The organism is Sphingobacterium sp. xlx-130, assembly GCF_011007405.1.
Classification (GTDB): Bacteria; Bacteroidota; Bacteroidia; order Sphingobacteriales; family Sphingobacteriaceae; genus Sphingobacterium; species Sphingobacterium luzhongxinii.
The window spans coordinates 78,965-97,771 of sequence record NZ_WFKN01000005.1; the positions used below are offsets into that span (position 1 = coordinate 78,965).

14 protein-coding genes are annotated in these 18,807 nt (G+C 40.0%); 1 reads left to right on the top strand and 13 read right to left on the bottom strand.

Features of this window, described 5'->3' with window-relative positions:
• Positions 1-25: 25 nt before the first annotated feature.
• The 13 genes from G7B18_RS09105 to G7B18_RS09165 form a co-directional block, all read right to left on the bottom strand.
• On the bottom strand, positions 26-763 hold the full coding sequence (locus G7B18_RS09105; RefSeq protein ID WP_164109278.1) for a cytochrome c oxidase subunit 3: 738 nt from the start codon (positions 761-763) through the stop codon (positions 26-28).
• Between the two features lie 9 nt (positions 764-772).
• Positions 773-1,357, bottom strand: coding sequence for a heme-copper oxidase subunit III (locus G7B18_RS09110; RefSeq protein ID WP_164109280.1), 585 nt, complete (start codon positions 1,355-1,357; stop codon positions 773-775).
• 2 nt (positions 1,358-1,359) lie between these two features.
• A complete protein-coding gene (cyoE, locus tag G7B18_RS09115; protein WP_164109282.1) occupies positions 1,360-2,268 on the bottom strand; it encodes a heme o synthase in 909 nt (302 codons plus the stop codon).
• Positions 2,269-2,324: 56 nt separating this feature from the next.
• On the bottom strand, positions 2,325-3,368 hold the full coding sequence (locus G7B18_RS09120; protein WP_164122417.1) for a COX15/CtaA family protein: 1,044 nt from the start codon (positions 3,366-3,368) through the stop codon (positions 2,325-2,327).
• A 46-nt stretch (positions 3,369-3,414) separates the two neighbouring features.
• Positions 3,415-5,289, bottom strand: coding sequence for a cbb3-type cytochrome c oxidase subunit I (locus G7B18_RS09125; RefSeq protein WP_205600180.1), 1,875 nt, complete (start codon positions 5,287-5,289; stop codon positions 3,415-3,417).
• Between the two features lie 25 nt (positions 5,290-5,314).
• Positions 5,315-6,634, bottom strand: a complete 1,320-nt coding sequence (locus tag G7B18_RS09130) for a cytochrome c oxidase subunit II (RefSeq protein WP_164109286.1) — start codon at positions 6,632-6,634, stop codon at positions 5,315-5,317.
• Between the two features lie 40 nt (positions 6,635-6,674).
• Positions 6,675-7,910, bottom strand: a complete 1,236-nt coding sequence (locus G7B18_RS09135) for a quinol:cytochrome C oxidoreductase (protein WP_164109288.1) — start codon at positions 7,908-7,910, stop codon at positions 6,675-6,677.
• Positions 7,911-7,929: 19 nt separating this feature from the next.
• Positions 7,930-8,565 (bottom strand): c-type cytochrome, encoded by a 636-nt coding sequence (locus tag G7B18_RS09140; protein WP_370659330.1) that lies wholly within the window; start codon positions 8,563-8,565, stop codon positions 7,930-7,932.
• On the bottom strand, positions 8,558-9,094 hold the full coding sequence (locus tag G7B18_RS09145) for a DUF3341 domain-containing protein (protein WP_079643333.1): 537 nt from the start codon (positions 9,092-9,094) through the stop codon (positions 8,558-8,560). The genes G7B18_RS09140 and G7B18_RS09145 overlap by 8 nt, the downstream gene beginning before the upstream one ends.
• A 5-nt stretch (positions 9,095-9,099) precedes the next feature.
• Positions 9,100-10,581, bottom strand: a complete 1,482-nt coding sequence (nrfD, locus tag G7B18_RS09150; RefSeq protein ID WP_164109292.1) for an NrfD/PsrC family molybdoenzyme membrane anchor subunit — start codon at positions 10,579-10,581, stop codon at positions 9,100-9,102.
• 29 nt (positions 10,582-10,610) lie between these two features.
• Positions 10,611-13,616, bottom strand: coding sequence for a TAT-variant-translocated molybdopterin oxidoreductase (locus G7B18_RS09155; RefSeq protein WP_164122421.1), 3,006 nt, complete (start codon positions 13,614-13,616; stop codon positions 10,611-10,613).
• 38 nt (positions 13,617-13,654) lie between these two features.
• Entirely contained in the window at positions 13,655-14,941 is a 1,287-nt protein-coding gene (locus G7B18_RS09160; RefSeq protein ID WP_164109296.1) for a cytochrome c3 family protein, read from the bottom strand.
• A 465-nt stretch (positions 14,942-15,406) separates the two neighbouring features.
• Entirely contained in the window at positions 15,407-16,393 is a 987-nt protein-coding gene (locus G7B18_RS09165) for a LacI family DNA-binding transcriptional regulator (RefSeq protein WP_164109298.1), read from the bottom strand.
• A 107-nt stretch (positions 16,394-16,500) separates the two neighbouring features.
• Here G7B18_RS09165 and G7B18_RS09170 point away from each other — a divergent pair, with 107 nt between their 5' ends.
• Positions 16,501-18,762: a GH92 family glycosyl hydrolase gene (locus G7B18_RS09170; RefSeq protein WP_164109300.1), complete on the top strand. Its 2,262-nt coding sequence runs from the start codon at positions 16,501-16,503 to the stop codon at positions 18,760-18,762.
• The last annotated feature ends 45 nt before the right edge of the window (positions 18,763-18,807 follow it).

An 18,807-nucleotide genomic window follows, 5' to 3' on the forward strand; every position in this document is an offset into this window, starting at 1 on the left:
TTTAGATAAATTTCTTAGTTAAAAATTAGATTAAGTAGAAGAATGTAAATACGAATACCCACACTAAATCTACAAAGTGCCAATAAAGACCTACTTTTTCTACCATCAGGTAAGTTCCTCTTCTTTCAAAGGTATTATTCAATGTCATACACAGAATAATAATATTCAAAAGGATACCTATAGATACGTGAAAACCGTGAAAACCAGTAATCGTAAAGAATAAGTTTGCAAACTGCAATGCCGCGGTATAGGAAATATCATTCGTAAAATAAGGTCGTAACGTTTCGGCAATCAACGCAGGGTCCGTCATACCTGTAGCAGGGTTTCTTCCAAACCAAAATCCTTGGTGATGTAAGTGAGACCATTCCAAAGCTTGACAGCCGACGAACATCAGACCTCCCAAAATAGTCCACAACATCCATTTCACGACCTCTTGCTTAGCGTTCCGATGACCTGCCTCTACAGCTAACACCATAGTAACAGATGACATAATCAAAATAAAAGTCATGATACCTACGAAAACCAATGGTTGGCCAGAATCAGCTATTCCTGGGATAGATTGAAATACCTTATCGGCATCAATCCAAGTAGGCTGCGCGAATTTCTGAGCTCCATAATAAATTAGGAATGCTGAAAATGTAAAGGCATCCGACACCAAGAAAAACCACATCATGATCTTTCCATACTCTAAGTTCCAAGGTGACTTACCACCATTCCATGGTCCGTCTTTAACCTTATCCAATTGCGATACAGTTGTACTCATTGTTTACTATTATTGATTCAAAAGTAAGAAAACATATATATAAATCCATAAAAGATCTAGAAAATGCCAAAAAACAGCAGCTAGATCCATTCGAAACACATTATCCCCTTGAGGAATACCGCGAATCGCACCTAATAAAGCACGAAGCAAAACGAAAATTCCTGCGACAATATGTAAAAGGTGTAATCCGGTAAAGATGTAGATGAAGGATTGTGATGCGTTATTGTTAATAAAATACACACCCTGCGACGTCAATACCTTCCAAGCTTGTACCTGCAATACAAAAAATACGATACCGAGAATAACTGTAAACAGCAACAACAGTTTCTGTTTACCGATATTCCCAACTTTAGCAGCAGCATACGCTAAATGCAACGTTATACTACTGACAATAATAGTTAATGTACTATAAATAAAAGCCTGTGGTAAAATAGTTTTAATTCCCTTATCTACGCCACTAGCGGTATAAACTATAAATCCGCTAGAAAGGGCCGCGAACATCATAAACATACCAATAATTCCCAACCAAAGGTTAAACTTCTTGGCTTTTCGCGATTGTTCTAAGTCTTCTAAGTCCATTGCTATATTTCCCATCTTTAATTAAAAGGAATAAAATCAAATAAAAGCACCAGCTGCGTCAGCGGTAAATACAAAAAGGAAACATACATCACCTTCTTGGCCGAAGCATCCGTACGTAACATATAATGTTGATAACCGTACCAAGTAAAGGCCAATCCTCCTATCAGTGAGACTGCCGTAAAAGCAAGGCCTCCAAATCCGTAATACATCGGCAGAAAGCCAACAGGAATCATCAATAAAGCCGATATCATAATCATCGCAGCTGACGTTGAGTCCTTTTTTGTGGTCGGTAGCAATCGAATACCAGCCTTCTTATAGTCTTCGTCTGCAACCCAAGCAATGGCCCAAAAATGTGGGTACTGCCATACAAACTGAATCGCAAACAAAACCAAAGGCGTTATTACAACCGCCGCCTCGCTAACCGATGCATATGCCAAACCAAATCCTGCGGATTTAAAAGCCGCATAATAGCCGATTAAGGGTGGTAGCGCTCCCGGTATAGCACCGACAAAAACTGCTATTGGCGATTTTTGTTTCAACGGTGTATATACAAAAGCATATAGGAATATGGAAAAAACAGATAGTAGCCCAGCGATAAAATTCAACTGCACCAATACCATCGTACCCAATATCCCCATAAAAACGCTCAATACCAATGCCTGGCCTGTAGTCATCCTACCCGAAGGCAAAGGGCGATCCATTGTGCGTTTCATCAACTTATCGATATCCTTCTCAATGATTTCGTTAAATCCATTAGCTGCTCCCGTAACCAAGAAGCCACCAATAGTTAACATCAACCAATTGAACCACATTACTTCACCCTGCTGTTTCGCACCAATTAAAAACGAAATAGATGCGGAAAAAACAACAGTTAACGTTAATCTTAATTTGACTAATTTGTTAAAATCAGAAATAAAAGTACTCATTTAATTCATCACCTCCCAGTGCACTAAATATAATAATCTAACCGAAAAGACTTTCACTATCTTTTTAACTTAGTCATCAAAAGCATCAAATAATATTGCGCTCCAAAAAACAAACTAGCAATTACTAAGTGCGTAGTTTGTGCAAAAGCAGGTACCGCAAAACGTGCTAAAGTGATACCTGACGCCATCTGAATCAATACGAGAATCAAAACAATCCATGCGTATCGACTTTGTATGGAGAGCTTGCTAAACCTATTTTTCACCAAAAAGAAAAAAAGAACGGTAATACCCAAAGTCACGTAAGCCAAAATCCGATGAACATCATATAGACCGCCAATAGATTCAATCCAGGTAGATCTTTCCTTACCCAGGTAATTCAAATGATCTATCGCCTCCCGAACTTCCGTTCCGTATACCACCTGAACCAAAGTAATGACTAAAGAAAATATCGCCAATGCTTTAAGGCCAGATGAAGGATAATTGATCAAAATAGTCTTATCTCTAAAAGTTGTAGCCATATAATACGTATATATGCTAATTGCTACAATAATAAGAGCAAGCAACATATGTACTGTAATAATCCATGGCATCAAATTCGTCGAAACCACTATAGAGCCCAACCAAGCTTGTAATACTACTGCAATAAGATTAAGAACGCTCCATACAAAAATGGAAGGCTTGGACTTGATGTAAGTAAAAGCGGCAACAGCAGAAAAAAGAAGTGCAAAACCAGCAACCACCCCAGCCAGTCGATTCAAATACTCTGTCCAAGTCTTCACCGCATTGAATTCCTCATGCTTCAAGATGGAATCATCGTGCCTAATCTTATCAGCCAACTCTTTAAAGCCGAAAGCTTCAACAAGCTTTGCAAACCTAACATTCTTTTTAGCTCTTCCTTCTATATAATGCTCCTCATAGCCTGCTGGCAACTGAGAAACATGCGTAGGTGGGATAATCCGATTAAAACACTTCGGCCAATCAGGGCATCCCATTCCGGAACCGGTACTTCGTACTATCCCACCAGCTGTAATAACGACAAATAAAATAAATATCGTGAATCTATTAATTTTAACAAATCGCTTCTCTCCAGCTGGATACATGTAGCTACACTTTATCTAATGAAAAGTAGTGGAAGGAAGGATATACCTATCCTTCTACTACTCTATTATTCTCCTTATTCCACTGCTCTTGAATACGAACAGCATTTTCATCTCCTTCAAAATCATGCATCATGTTAGAGCTCATAGTCTCTGAAAAAGGCACATTTTGAGGTATAAAATCTTGATCATGACCTGGTTTCGAATAGTCATAAGGCCAACGGTATACGGTAGGAATATCTCCCGGCCAGTTACCGTGGATATGTTCAACAGGCGTCGTCCACTCCAATGTATTTGAGTTCCAAGGGTTCTGCGTAGCCTTCTTACCGTTCCAAATAGATCCGAAGAAATTAATTAAGAATGCAAGCTGACCTAAACCAGCAACAATAGCTGCCCAAGTAACCAATACGTTTACAGAAACCCATTTCTCCATGAAAGGAAACTCTGTAAATGCATAATAACGACGAGGCACACCATCTATCCCCATGAAATGCATCGGGAAGAATACCAAGTAAGCACCGATAAATGTCAACCAGAAGTGGAAGTATCCCAATTTCTCGTTCATCATTCGTCCAAACATCTTAGGATACCAGTGATAAACCCCACATAACATCCCGAAGATAGACGCAGATCCCATTACCAAGTGGAAGTGAGCCACTACAAAATATGTATCGTGTAAGTTGATGTCCAACGTTGCATTACCCAAGAAAATACCTGTCAAACCTCCAGAGATGAAGAAAGATACCATACCTATCGCAAACATCATCGCAGGAGTAAAGCGAATATTGCCTCGCCATAATGTAGCCATGTAATTAAAGGCTTTGACCGCTGACGGGACCGCAATAATCAATGTCGTGATCATGAACACACCTCCTAAGAACGGATTCATACCCGTTACAAACATATGGTGTCCCCAAACGATGAACGACAATACTGTAATACCTACTAGAGAGTATACCATCGCGTGGTAACCAAAGATTGGCTTACGCGAGTTTGTTGAAATAACCTCCGAAGTCAATCCCAACGCAGGCATGACAACGATATATACCTCAGGGTGACCTAAGAACCAAAACAAGTGTTGAAACAAAATCGGTGAACCACCCTCGTTTGGTAAGATCTGACCTCCTACTACTAAGTCTGATAAATAGAAAGATGTTCCAGCAGAACGGTCGAAAATTAACAATACAACCGCAGAAACCAACACAGGGAATGAAAGTAAACCAACAATCGCTGTTAAGAAGAAAGACCAAATAGTCAATGGCATTCTCCATAGGTCCATACCTTTTGTACGCATATTCAAAACAGTACTGATATAGTTAACACCACCCATTACCTGAGACGCGATAAACAATACCATACTAGCTAACCATAATGTCATACCTAGTCCAGATCCAGAAATTGAAGTAGGCAGAGCGGATAGTGGGGGATAAATTGTCCAACCAGCCGATGCGGGACCACTTTCTACGAAGAAAGATCCGATCATAATCACACAGGCTACAAAAAAGAACCAATATGACAACATATTCATAAATGGAGACGCCATATCGCGAGCTCCCAATTGATAAGGTATCAAAAGGTTACTAAACGTACCAGACAGACCTGCTGTCAATACGAAAAACACCATCATTGTACCATGAATAGTAACCAATGACAAAAAGAACTCCGGCTTAATACGACCACCTTCAGCCCATTTACCCAAAAATACTTCTAAGATCGGAAAATCCTTATCCGGCCATGCTAATTGAATCCGAAACAAAAGTGACAATAACATGGCAAAAACTGCCATAATGATACCCGTGATCAAGAATTGCTTCGCAATCATCTTATGATCCTGACTAAATATATATTTAGTTAAGAAAGTCTCATGGTGATGACCATGTGCCTCATGATGACCTGCGTCGTGTGATATAACTGTACTTGACATATTCTATTATAAATTCTTTTTACAATTAATTTACAGAAGCTGTTGTAACCCCTTCTACTTGGCTGTTGTTAGCAAACTCTTTTTGAAGATCCTCCGTAAAGTACTTCTCTTGCTTGCTCAACCATTCTTTATATTCAGCTTCAGTAACTACTATTACTTTCTTAGCCATATTCCAGTGACCAGAACCACAGATCTTATTACACAGCATAATAAAATCGTACTTTGGATCATTCATGCGGTCACGCATCTCCTCCGTAGTCACAGTAGGCGTAAACTGGAAATAATTCGTCATACCCGGTACAGCATTTATCTGAACACGGAAGTCAGGAATAAAGAAGGAGTGAATAATATCTTTCGAAATAATATGGAAACGAACTGACTTATTAACAGGAATAACAATGTCTCCACCACGAATATCGTCCCAAGAGTTCTTATCGTTAAAATCGATACCGTAACCGTTAGTAGCTGTGGTAAGCTTGTAGTTACGTTTTCCTATCTTACCGTCGGTTCCTGGGTAACGTACATGCCACTGGAACTGCTCACCTAAAACCTCAACTTGCAAAGCTGATTTCTGAAGCTCTTCCGGAACATTAGTGATAGATCTCCACGTGAAGAAACCAAACAAGACCAAAACAGTCAAAACGATAGCTGGAACAATCGTCCAAATACGCTCGATAGCGTCATTGTGTGGATAGTAATAAGCCATACGCTTAGCTCTCATTCTATACACATAGGTAAATGTCAACAAAATGATATGTGTCACTACCAAAACGAAAGTCGTAATGGCTAAAGTGATAATGAACATCTTGTCGATCTCTTTACCGTGTTCAGTAACAGCATCTCTCCAAGCCCAGCTCCCCCATACAGCATACGAGTAGTAAACACCTGCCAGGAAAACAATCAAAAACAAAAACAACAATGCAGCTTGCCAGTTGTTGTTGCTCAACGGATTGTGTTTACCATTCATTTTACGTGTCAGTACATAAACCGAATGAATCTTTCCAATCACAGCGATGATCGTGCATGCTACAAAAAATAGCAACAAATAATAGAAAAAATTCTTATAGACCTGAGGGTCGATCTTTTTAACTTCTGCTACTTTAGCAGCCGCAGCACCATCAGCAACTGTCGCAGACACCGTAGTTGCGTTAGCATCGGCAACAACAGCTCCCGCAGTAGAATCTACAGTTGCAGAGTCAGTCGTCGCAGTTGTAGCAACAGCCGCCACAGTATCCACTACAGTAGAATCACTTTGTGCTGCCGTAACCGGAGCCACAAAATACAAGCTGATCAATAGTAGTAAACCCAATATGGATTTGAACCTGTTATTTATTTTTAAATTCATTTCTTATAATAAACGTTTGAACGTGATCTCGTTAGTCCTATTAAATCTGATGATGTAAACTTTCGTCTAAGAACGGATGATGCTTAGGAGCCAAAGCATGTTTGCTTATCTTATTAAGCACTAAGAAAGTAAACAATCCAAAGAAACCGATAGCTGTACCTATCTCAATGATACCAAATCCTCTTTGTGTCTCCACTGTACCTGGCATAATCATGATATAATAATCCAACCAGTGACCACATAACAGCAATATAGCTACAAATAACATCATGTTTTGCTTACGTTTTACATCTCTATCTACCAATAACAATAAAGGTGCAACAAAGTTAATGATAATACTTAACCAAAACCATGGTTTATATTCCGGTTCAAAACGCTTGTAGAAATAAACCGTTTCCTCAGGGATATTCGAATACCAGATCAACATAAACTGTGCAAACCAAACATAAGTCCAAAAGATAGAGAAACCAAACATCAGTTTACCCAAATCATGTAAATGATTTTCGTTAACCCAAGACATATATCCACCCTTTTTCAAGAGAATCAATATTACAGTGATAACAGATATACCAGATACCCACATCGCTGCAAAGTTATACCAACCGAACATCGTAGAAAACCAGTGTGCTTCTAAAGACATGATCGTATCAAAAGACCAAATTGGTGTTGTAAATCCGAAAACAACTAAGAAAATCGCTGAAAGCTTAAAGCCTTTCTTGTAGGATGTCAATCCTCCCTGCAAGTCTTCGTTGTAAGATAACTTAGCAAGAATGAACGCAAAGATACTATAGCTACCCATAAACAAGATCTGACGGATCAAAAAGCCTGGTACATTTAAGAAAGCAGCCTTACCAGCTACCAACGCATCGTAATTCGGGCTATTCGGATCCATAAGACCGTCGGCATGCCAGTGATGGTAAAGATTGTGCGTATATAAACCTAAAGCAACAATTACTAGAAGTAGTAAGGATGCGATTGGAAGAATACTAGCCATTGCCTGAGGGATACGGATTAATCCTGCAGACCAAGCAGATTGTGTTACTAATTGAAGAGCGACGAAAAACGCACCCGCTGCACATACACAAGTGAAGTAATACCCCATCAACAATAGGTTAGCATATGTACGCTCAACAATAATATGTTCACTTGATAACATACCGAATGCGATGGCAGCTATACCCAATACGATAGCAACTAAGCTAACTACCTTAGCCGTGCCAGCAAAAGTATACTGCTCGCTGAAATTATAATCGTGATGATGATTGTGAGTTCCCATTTATAAAATTGATGTTAGGTTATTTCTTTTGTAATTCTTGTACGTACATAACTACTTTCCAACGTTCTTCTGGATTCAATTGAGAAGCATGAGATCCCATTGTATTCAAACCGTAGTAAATAGTATGATAAATTTTTCCTGCCGTAAGATCTGACATCAAACCTCCTCTAGAAGAGTTTGCACCAGAAGACTTCGCGTATGATGGCGGAGGAGGAAAATTCTCCAATTTTCTAGTACCTCTAGAATCTGTAACTTGCCGATCCTTGGTGATAGCACCATCTCCTTTTCCTTCCTTACCATGACATACTGCACAGTTGGCTATAAACAAATGCTCACCTGCTGCGATATTTTCACTGGTCACGGCCAAAGGATTAGTTACTTCAAGACCAGCTTTGGTATAATCCTCAATTGTATTCTTGTAGTCAGCACCAAATCTTTCAAATCCGATAGGATCAGTTCCTGCAGGAGGAGTTTGAGCTGTCTGTTTATTTTCAAAATTATTATTAGGCTGATCCGGATTATAAGCGATCGGATCATACATATTACGCGAAAATTCCATACCGGTGCTACGCGTTGTACCGTCGCCACAAGCAGTAGTTACTGCTGCAAAAGCAAACGCTACACATACAGCGCTAAGAAAATTCTTCTTATTCATAACTAACATATTTTCTTTCATTGTATTTAACTTCAACTGCTCCAGCTTCTTTCAACAAACTATCTATTAAAGCGTGATCTGCATTATCTCTAGCATCTATGGCAATGATAAAACGATCATCTGTAGCTCTCAAATCCATAACTCGAGGTGCGCGACCCGGAAATAAATGATTACGGAAAAAGAAAGTAGCAACCATACCCAAAGCACATAATAAAATCGTTACCTCAAAAGTGACCGGCACGAAGTTAGGTAATGGCATGGAAGGCTTTCCTCCGATATTCATCGGCCAATCGTAAGACATGGTGTAATACAATAAGCTAAAACCTAATATCGTACCCAAACATCCGAAGCAAAATGCAGCTATTGGTAATCTTGAAGGCTTCACTCCCAGCTTGGCTTCAATACCGTGAATAGGCATAGGTGTAAAACAATCGTATATGCTGACATTATTTGCTTGCAATTTATCAATCCCGTGCATCATATCATCAGGATCCGCAAAACTTCCTACTATATATTTTGTATTGCTCATTGCTATTATTTTTTACGTAATGCGTTAATTTCTTCTTCTGTAACAGAATCGTATTTTCTCAAAGAATCCTTAAAGAATTCAACCTGATCGTCAGGGAAAGCGCCTTCTTGAACAAGCTTAGTTTTATGTTGTAAACTGGAGCTTTTCAACAATAACTTCACTTCGGCAATCGCAATACCTGGTAAAAATCTTAAGAATAATAAGAACAAGGTAAAGAATAAACCAATTGACCCTACAAAGATACCCACATCGACCCATGTAGGATAGAACATCGCCCATGAAGATGGTAGATAGTCACGGTGCAATGATGTAACGATAATTACAAAACGCTCAAACCACATACCAATATTTACGATAATAGATAGTACCCAAGAAATTGGAATACTTGTACGGATCTTCTTGAACCAAAACAATTGCGGAGAAATAACATTACAAGTCATCATCGCCCAATATGCCCAAGCATAAGGCCCTGCCACACGGTTTGCAAAAGCATACATCTCATATTCCGAACCAGAATACCAAGCGATAAATAGCTCTGTAAGATAAGCAATCCCAACAATTGAACCTGTAACCATGATAATCTTATTCATCGCTTCGATATGGAACATTGTGATATAATGCTCAAAGTTCATTACCTTACGAAGAATAAGTAATAAAGTCTGTACCATCGCAAACCCCGAGAAAATCGCTCCCGCCACAAAATAAGGAGGAAAGATGGTCGTATGCCATCCTGGAATTACTGATGTTGCAAAGTCCATGGATACGATCGTGTGTACAGATAACACCAGCGGTGTAGAGATACCCGCTAAGATTAGCGATACAATCTCAAATCTTTGCCAAGACTTTACCGATCCATTCCACCCAAACGATAGAATAGAATATACTTTCTTTCTTACACCTTGCGCACGGTCACGTACCGATGCGATATCAGGTAATAGTCCACAGTACCAAAACACTAATGATACCGTAAAGTATGTTGAAATCGCGAAGGCATCCCATACAAGCGGCGAGTTGAAGTTAACCCATAATGACCCAAACTGATTTGGAAGTGGGAAAATCCAGTACGCCAACCAAGGACGTCCCATGTGAGCTACGACATACGTTGCAGCACAGATTACGGCGAAAATCGTCATGGCCTCTGCTGAACGGTTGATAGAGTTACGCCAGTTTTGGCGGAAAATTAATAATACCGCTGAAATTAGCGTTCCGGCGTGACCAATACCTACCCACCATACAAAGTCGGTGATATCCCAAGCCCAACCTACTGTTTTGTTTAGACCCCAAGCACCGATACCCGTCCAAAACGTGTATCCAACACTCACAACCCATAACATAGCTCCCAAAGCCGCTACGATAAATCCAATCCACCAAGCTTTGTTTGGTTTATTCTCAACCGGCAATAGGATATCATCAGTTACTTGTGCGTAAGTGATGCCCTTACCGGTCATTAATGGTTCTCTTAATATTGATTCGTTATGCGATGACATAGTTGTTTTATTTCAGATATAGAATAAAATTATGCTTCAAATGTATTTCTTACCTTAGTCATATAACCGATGTTCGGCTGAACATTGATCTCCTCTAATACGTAGTAAACACGCTCGTTACGTAATGCTTTTGAAACTTCAGACTCTGGATCATTAGCATCTCCAAAGATGATAGCGTTAGCAGAACATGCCGCCTGACAAGCCATTTTAACATCCCCATCTTTCAACTTGCGGTTCTCCATCTTAGCCTGCAACTTACCAGCCTGAATACGTTGAATACACATGGAACATTTCTCCATTACCCCACGTGAACGTGTCGTAACGTCTGGATTCAACACCAGCTGCGTAAACTCATTGTTCAAATAATTGTCAAAACGTGAATCATTCCAGTAATTAAACCAGTTAAAACGACGCACTTTATATGGACAGTTATTTGCACAGTAACGTGTTCCAAAACAACGGTTGTAAGCCATATGGTTAAGCCCTTCCGAAGAGTGGACAGTCGCCAATACCGGACATACCGTTTCACATGGAGCATGCTCACAGTGTTGACACAACATTGGTTGGTGTACTACCGTTACATTTTCGAAATCTTCTATGTGTGCAATTTCTTTCTCTTTTGTATACTTCGTACCGTTATCTTCGATCGTGTAGTAACGGTCGATGCGTAACCAGTGCATTTCACGACGACGGCGAACCTCATCACGTCCTACTACAGGGATATTGTTTTCTACGTTACAAGCTACAATACATGAACCACAACCTGTACAAGCGTTCAAATCGATAGCCATCACCCATTTGTGACCTGGCTGCTCAAATTTGTTCCACAAATCGTATGTCTTGTGCGAATCTGAAAAACGTCCGGACTCCGAATTTGGATCTTTTAAGTATTTAGCAAATGTAGTTTCGCGAACGATATTACGTCCTTCAATAGTATGGTGTGTTTGCGTTTGAGCTAATTCGTACGTACCAGAAGCTTTAGTAACTGTAGCTTTAGCGGCTAACTGTACTGTACCATTTACTAAAGAAGCAAAAGGATATGCATTCTGTCCAACATTATTACCTGCTTTACCAACTTGTGTACGACCATAACCTAATGCTACAGACACCGTACCCATTGCTTGACCAGGTTGCAACACTACTGGTAACTCTATGCTGTAACCGTTTGCTTCAACTTTCACCTTACCGTTTTCGCCCAAGCCCAATTGCTCAGCAAACTTTGGATTAAGAGCAGCGTAGTTGTCCCAAGTAACTTTAGAAACTGGATCAGGCAACTCTTGCAAGTAAGCGTTGTTTGCATAACGACCGTCGCGCATTACTGTCGACTCGTACAACTTCAATTCTACATCTCCAACAATCTTCTTCGCGTCAGCAACGATAGCAGAAGCAACCGCATTAACATCTACATTAGCTGAATAAGCCGACCCTTGATTAGATCCTTTATAGATATATCCCGTTTGCAAAACATCCTTCCAAGATTTACCCGTACCGGCTAAAATACTAGCATCCCAAGTTTGCTTTACGAAGTCATATACACTAATCGTCTCTCCAGCCCAAACTAACAAACTCTGTTCGGCCTGTCTTGTGTTGAAAACTGGATTAATGGTAGGTTGTATCACTGTAAATAATCCTTCTTTACTAGAAGCATCACCCCATGACTCTAAATAAGTAGGAGTCGGAGCGATAGCTTTCAATGTAGAAGCAGTCTCATCAGAACGATCCGCAAATGATAATGTAAAGTCGATCTTAGCGATAGCAGCTTTAACATCATCCGCTTTGAAATAATCGTAAACAGGGTTACTGTTCAAGAAGAATGCGACACCGACCTGTCCAGCTTTAGCAGCTGTCAAGAACTGCTGGAAAGAAGCATCAGAGCCTTGGTGTTGTTTCGAGTAATTATCTAAATCGATAATAGCGCCATAAGCGCCCAATTGCGTATTGATTGCATTCACCAACTGCTGTACATTTACATCGTTAGATCCTGCGACAACAACTGCTGATCCTTTAGCATTTACTAATTCTTTAGCAGCTAACTTGATAGCAGTCTGTGCTTTTGCATTCGCAGTTCCACCCGCTAAAGACTGACCAGTAATCGCATTGAACAACGCGATTAACACAGCTCCCTCTTCCGATGGCTTAATAGCGATACGCACATCCGCATTTGAACCTGTCATAGAAAGACCAGATTCAAATTGAATATGACGCGACATCTTACCGTTTTTCAACGATTTGTAGTCACGATTTTTAATATAATCTTGGGTATGTTCTTCTCCAGCCAACCAAGATCCTAAGAAATCAGCAGCCACAGAAACTACCACTTGTGCATTCCCAAAGTTGTAGCTCGGAACTACCGCTTTGCCAAATGAACTTTTGTTTGCTTCAACGATACCACTGTAAGAAATAGCGTCTACCTGAACGTGATTTGTCGTAGGGTATTTCGCTGTCAACTTAGCGATAGACGCTAATGTTGAAGGCGAATTAACTGTATTTGAAACGATCGTAATTTGTTTTCCAGCTGCAGCGGCTTTAGTTAATGCCGCTATTACAGTACTATCTAATTTAGACCATTCTACATCTTTACCTCCTAGCTGAGGGTTCTGTAATTTGGACATATCGTACAAATCAAGAACAGATGCTACCGTGTTTGCATCAGTACCTTGATTCAAACCAACCGCGTTTGGATTTGCCTCTACTGAAATAGGACGTCCCTCACGTGTTCTAACCAAAATACTTTGTCCATTAAAAGAAGAAGCATAATAGTTTGGAATACCTGGAGTAATTTCCTCTGGTTTGATTACATAAGGAACAGCCTTGTGAACCGGAGTACGGTTACACGCTGCCAACGTAACAGCTCCTAAACCAAAACCTAAAGCCTTCAAGAAATCACGACGTGGAGTTCTTGTACTTAAGCCTGCTTCATTTAATACATCTTCTACAGGAATAGGTTCAGCAAACTCCGCTCTGTTATTTTCAACGAAAGCTGGTGTCTGATTCAACTCTTCTAAACCTTTCCAATATTTTTTATTGCTATCCATTTAAGCTGTATATAAGATTGCGTTTCCCTAATTAATTATTAATAGTGACACTTACCACACTCTAGACCACCGATCATCGCTGCAGTCATTTTTTCACCTTTCTTCAACTTCTCGTGTGCCTCGATCAACTGATCATAGTATTTATTATCAGCATTAACTTCTGTCGTTTTATGACAGTCCACACACCACTTCATCGTTAATGGTGAGTACTGATAAACCTCCTCCATAGTCTCTATAGGACCATGACAAGTCTGACATTCCAAACCAGCTACAGTAACGTGCTGCGAGTGGTTAAAATAAGCAAAATCAGGCAAGTTATGAATTCTAACCCATTCTATAGGACGTGGATTATCACCATACGTACGTGTATCTGGATCCCAATCTACAGCACGGTAAAGTTTCAATATCTCCGGAGAGGTCTCTCCATTGTAATGATCTGACGCTGTAATTGTGTTATGACAGTTCATACACACATTTGCAGAAGGAATAGAGGCATTCTTTGATTTATAAGCACCGCCATGACAGTATTGACACTCAATCTGATTCACCCCAGCATGTATTTGGTGGGAGAATTTTATCGGTTGAACAGGCTTATACCCCGTATGCACACCCACATTCCACATTGCCTGCCATCCTAAAACAGACAATAAACCAACAAACATCAGTACGGCAAAACCAACTAGCTTCTTGTTCTTAAGAAATTTTTGAGCAAATTTAACCCGGCCACTCTCTTCAACAGACTCATTACGTACACGAGCCGCCTCTACAGCCGCCTGGTTGTTTGCAATCACCTTCTCCAGTGTCTTCGTAACACGACTTAAGATAACAATCACGCCGATAGCCAACAAGAAAATAGCAGCCATACCAATAATCATAAAATTATTAGCATCAGAACTCGCAGCAGCACCACCGGTAGCAGCACCACCAGCAGCAGGTCCGGCAGCTAAACGAGCTTCCTCCTCTTTAACAAAGGCAATAATACCTTTAATTTGATCATCAGAAAACTGCGTAAACGCAGGCATAGGCACCTTGTTAAACTCTTCAAAGATCTGCTTAGCCATTGGATCTCCAGCAGCGATCATCGCTCCAGAGTTTTTAATCCATTTTACCAACCACTCTTCATCATGCCGTTCAGACATACCCGCCAATGCAGGTCCTGTAAATTTCTTATCAATTTTGTGACAAGAACTACAGTTAGCCTTAAATAACGCAGCTCCTTCTTTTGCATCCTGCGCGTTGGATGTCATTGTAACGGCAAACAACAATACCAAACTGATCGATATTGACTTCGCAAGTCTTCCCAATACGGATGAGATATTTCTCATATTTAGCACTTTATACTATTTATTTATGAATATAAAAATTACTTTACTCTATTGCCGGAGCACATAGTCCTACCAAACAATGCACAAAAGTATGACTTTATAAACAATCCCTGACAATTTAATGACGCAAAATATCAATTTAAAACCATTCTAAATAATTACATCTGCAATAAGAAAACTTAGCTCACGATACTAAAAACAAAGCTATGCTTCCAACAAAAAGACTTGCAAACGGATCATCTATAAAATAAGTGACAGGACCAACACTTTAACGTAGCGAAAATCATTTATTGATAAAATTAAAACAACTACCTTGATATCTGTGCCTAAAGAAAAACCTATGTAAGCTATAAAAAACAAAAAAAGGTCATATCCTAAAGATCGCTTCTACAATCTACAAAAAAAAAGACCCCTAACACTGTAGAGATCCCTTACCAGAAATTGCCCGCAAAGAGAGAACAACTATTAACGCGCAATAATTTCGCAAGGGACAACCACCTGCACAAGCCCCTGATTTTTACCGTTAATTTCATTAATCAAGATATCAACTACTTTTCTAGCGATTTCGTGAATATTTTGGGAAATCGCCGATACAGCAGGTTCAACCAAGGAGAAAACAGCATTTTCGTCAAACGATACGACCTTTGTAATATCAAGGTCATATCGCTTTATAGCTTTCAACCCTGAAAGCGCTAAATAATTTGTAGCAAACAAAACCCCATCCAGTCTATTATCCTGTATAAAGTCCCTTATTTGTAGAATTGTATCTTCATCGACCTGCGACCGCACTATTTTCTTGATCAGCATGTCTTTGCCCATCGCATCCACCGCTTCCATATAGCCTTCCATACGGCCACGCATTTGCAACTGATTGGAATTTATAGTCACCAAACCAACTCTGGAAGCTCTCTTTTCTTCTAATAAAAAACGCGTACCCAAATATGCTCCATTATGATTCTCCGAAATAACAAAGTTCGTTTCTAAATCTTCCAAATGCCGATCGAATAAAACAACAGGAACATTATTTTTTAGTAATTTCTGAATCACCTCGGTCAACCCTTCCGTAGGAGCAATGATAAAACCATCGATCTGCCTATCGTAAAACAACTGTATTAACTCCTTTGCCCTATTCACATCATTATTCATACTACAATACACAATATGATAACCAAAGTCGTAAGCTAACTTTTCGATTTGGTCCGCGATATTAGCAAAAAAAGAATTCGAAATATCTTCTACAAGAAGGCCCAAGGTCTTAGACTTTCCTGTTCTCAAACTTTTGGCCAACTGATTTGGCTTATACCCTACTTTATTCACGTAATCCAAAACCCTTTTGGTCAATGCTTCGCTTATACGCTTTTCTTTAGCTTTATCATTCAAGATAAACGAAACAGTAGTTACAGAAACACCTAGGTTCTTGGCAATATCGGAAATAGATAAACGCTTCTTCATTTCCCTAAACTACTAAAATATTACAAAATTTTAGCAAGCAAATAACCAATTATTTGCTAAAAGGTTTTATCTTCACAAAAATAAGATCATATTCATAAACTAAACTCATGACGTACAAATCAAACAAAATCCGGTTTGCTGTCGCCATTGTATTCTTATGCTTGGGACAAGGTAAAGCACAACAAACAGATTACACACAATACGTGAATCCTTATATCGGATCTGCAGATCACGGACACGTGTTTGTCGGTGCTAACGTCCCATCTGGAGCCGTTCAACTCGGCCCCAGTCAGATTGCTCAGACCTGGGACAAATTCAACGGTTGGGATTGGTGTAGCGGTTATAACTATAAAAGCGAAGAAGTTTTAGGCTTTACACACACACACCTCAGCGGCACTGGAATAGGAGATCTCAACGATATCTTGATCCTTCCAGCGACAGGCAAGAAACACCTGTCGCCCGCCCCCTTCGGTAAAATGGATCAAGGTTACGGATCCAAGATCAGCAAAGCAAACGAAGCTGTAAGCCCGGGCTACTACCGTGTCCTCCTAGAAGACTACAACATACTGGCCGAAATGACCAGCTCCGAACGTGTCGGTTATCACCGATACACATTCCAAAACAAAGACAATGCACATTTATTGATAGACCTCAGCTTTCGTATGGGCTGGGATACACCCACCGATACCTATTTAAAACTCGTCAATGACAGCACAATCGTTGGCTATCGCTTTTCAAGAGGTTGGGCAAATGATCAAAAAGTATATTTTGCCATAAAAGCTTCCACTTCACTAAAAAACATCACGTTTTACAATGTCAACACCCCGATCAATGGATCACTAGTTGTAAAAGGAGAAAACATCAAAGCCTTGATAGACATCGACCCCAGCCGTCCGGTCGAGCTAAAAGTTGGCCTTTCCCCTGTAAGTTTCAACAATGCATTAGACAATATTCAACAAGAGATTCCATTCTGGAACTTTGAACAGGCAAAAAAGAACGCAAAAAAGAAGTGGAATGAGGTATTATCCAAGATTGATTATCAAGCGGATGAAAAACTGAAAACAGTATTTTACACCGCGTTGTACCACTCCTATTTCGCTCCAACCCTATTTAATGATGCCAATGGCGATTACATGGGCACAGACAAACAGATCCATGGTCGTGAAAACTTCAACAATTATACCTTATTTTCACTTTGGGACACCTATCGCGGACTACACCCACTGATGACCATCCTTGAAGACAAAAAGAATAAGGATTACATCAAAACCATGCTCAAGATTTATCAGCAACAGGGTAAGCTTCCTGTATGGCATCTTTGGGCAAACGAGACAAACACCATGGTCGGACTACCTGCAATACCCGTCGTAGCAGACGCGCTATTGAAAGGTCTCATTGACAAGGAGGATCAGGAATTAGCTTTCGAAGCGGTAAAAACCACAGCTATGGGGTATGACAACGGTTTAAAATTCGTCAGAGATCTCAACTACATCCCAATGGACAGCATGGATCACGAATCTGTCGCATGGGCATTAGAATACGCTATCGCTGATTTCGGAGCCTATCAAATGGCAAAATTCTTAAATAAAAAAGATGAAGCCACCTATTTTGAGAAACGCTATAAACTTTACGAAAAGTACTTTGACAAAGAAGTGGGGCACTTTGTAGGAAGGCATGCTGACGGAAAATTCCGTAGACCATTTGATCCACTCATGGCCAAACATAGAGAAAATGACTATTGCGAAGGAAATGCATGGCAATACACCTGGCTAGTCCCCCAGGATGCGCATGGCCTAATCAATCTATTCGGTGGTGATCAAAAATTCATCAACAAATTGGATGAGTTCGTTCAGCTACCAGAAGTACTAGACGATGCTTCCCCAGACATATCGGGAATGATCGGTCAATATGCACAAGGCAACGAACCCAACCATCATGTACCTTATTTGTACGCCTATGCCGGTCAACAATGGAAAGGCGCAGAATTGGTCCGTAAAGCTATGACTAAATACTATACAGAATTACCCAATGGCCTATGTGGGAATGATGATGCCGGACAGATGAGCGCTTGGTATGTATTTTCAGCTGTAGGTATCTATCCCGCAAATCCTATGGACGGCAAATATGTTTTTGGTTCACCCCTGATGGAATCTGCGAAAATAAATCTACCAAATGGCAAGCAGTTTGAAATTAACGTAACAAATGCAGGAATCGACAATGCCTATATACAAAAAGTAACATGGAACGGTAATCCTTACGAGAAAAGCTATATCCTGCATACCGATTTAATTAAAGGAGGCAAGCTTGTCTTTGAAATGGGATCAAAACCGAATAAAAAATTCGGAAAAGCAAAAGAAACAAGACCATAGTTATTGGCCGATAGCAGATGGCTGATGGCTATAAGCTATCGGCCA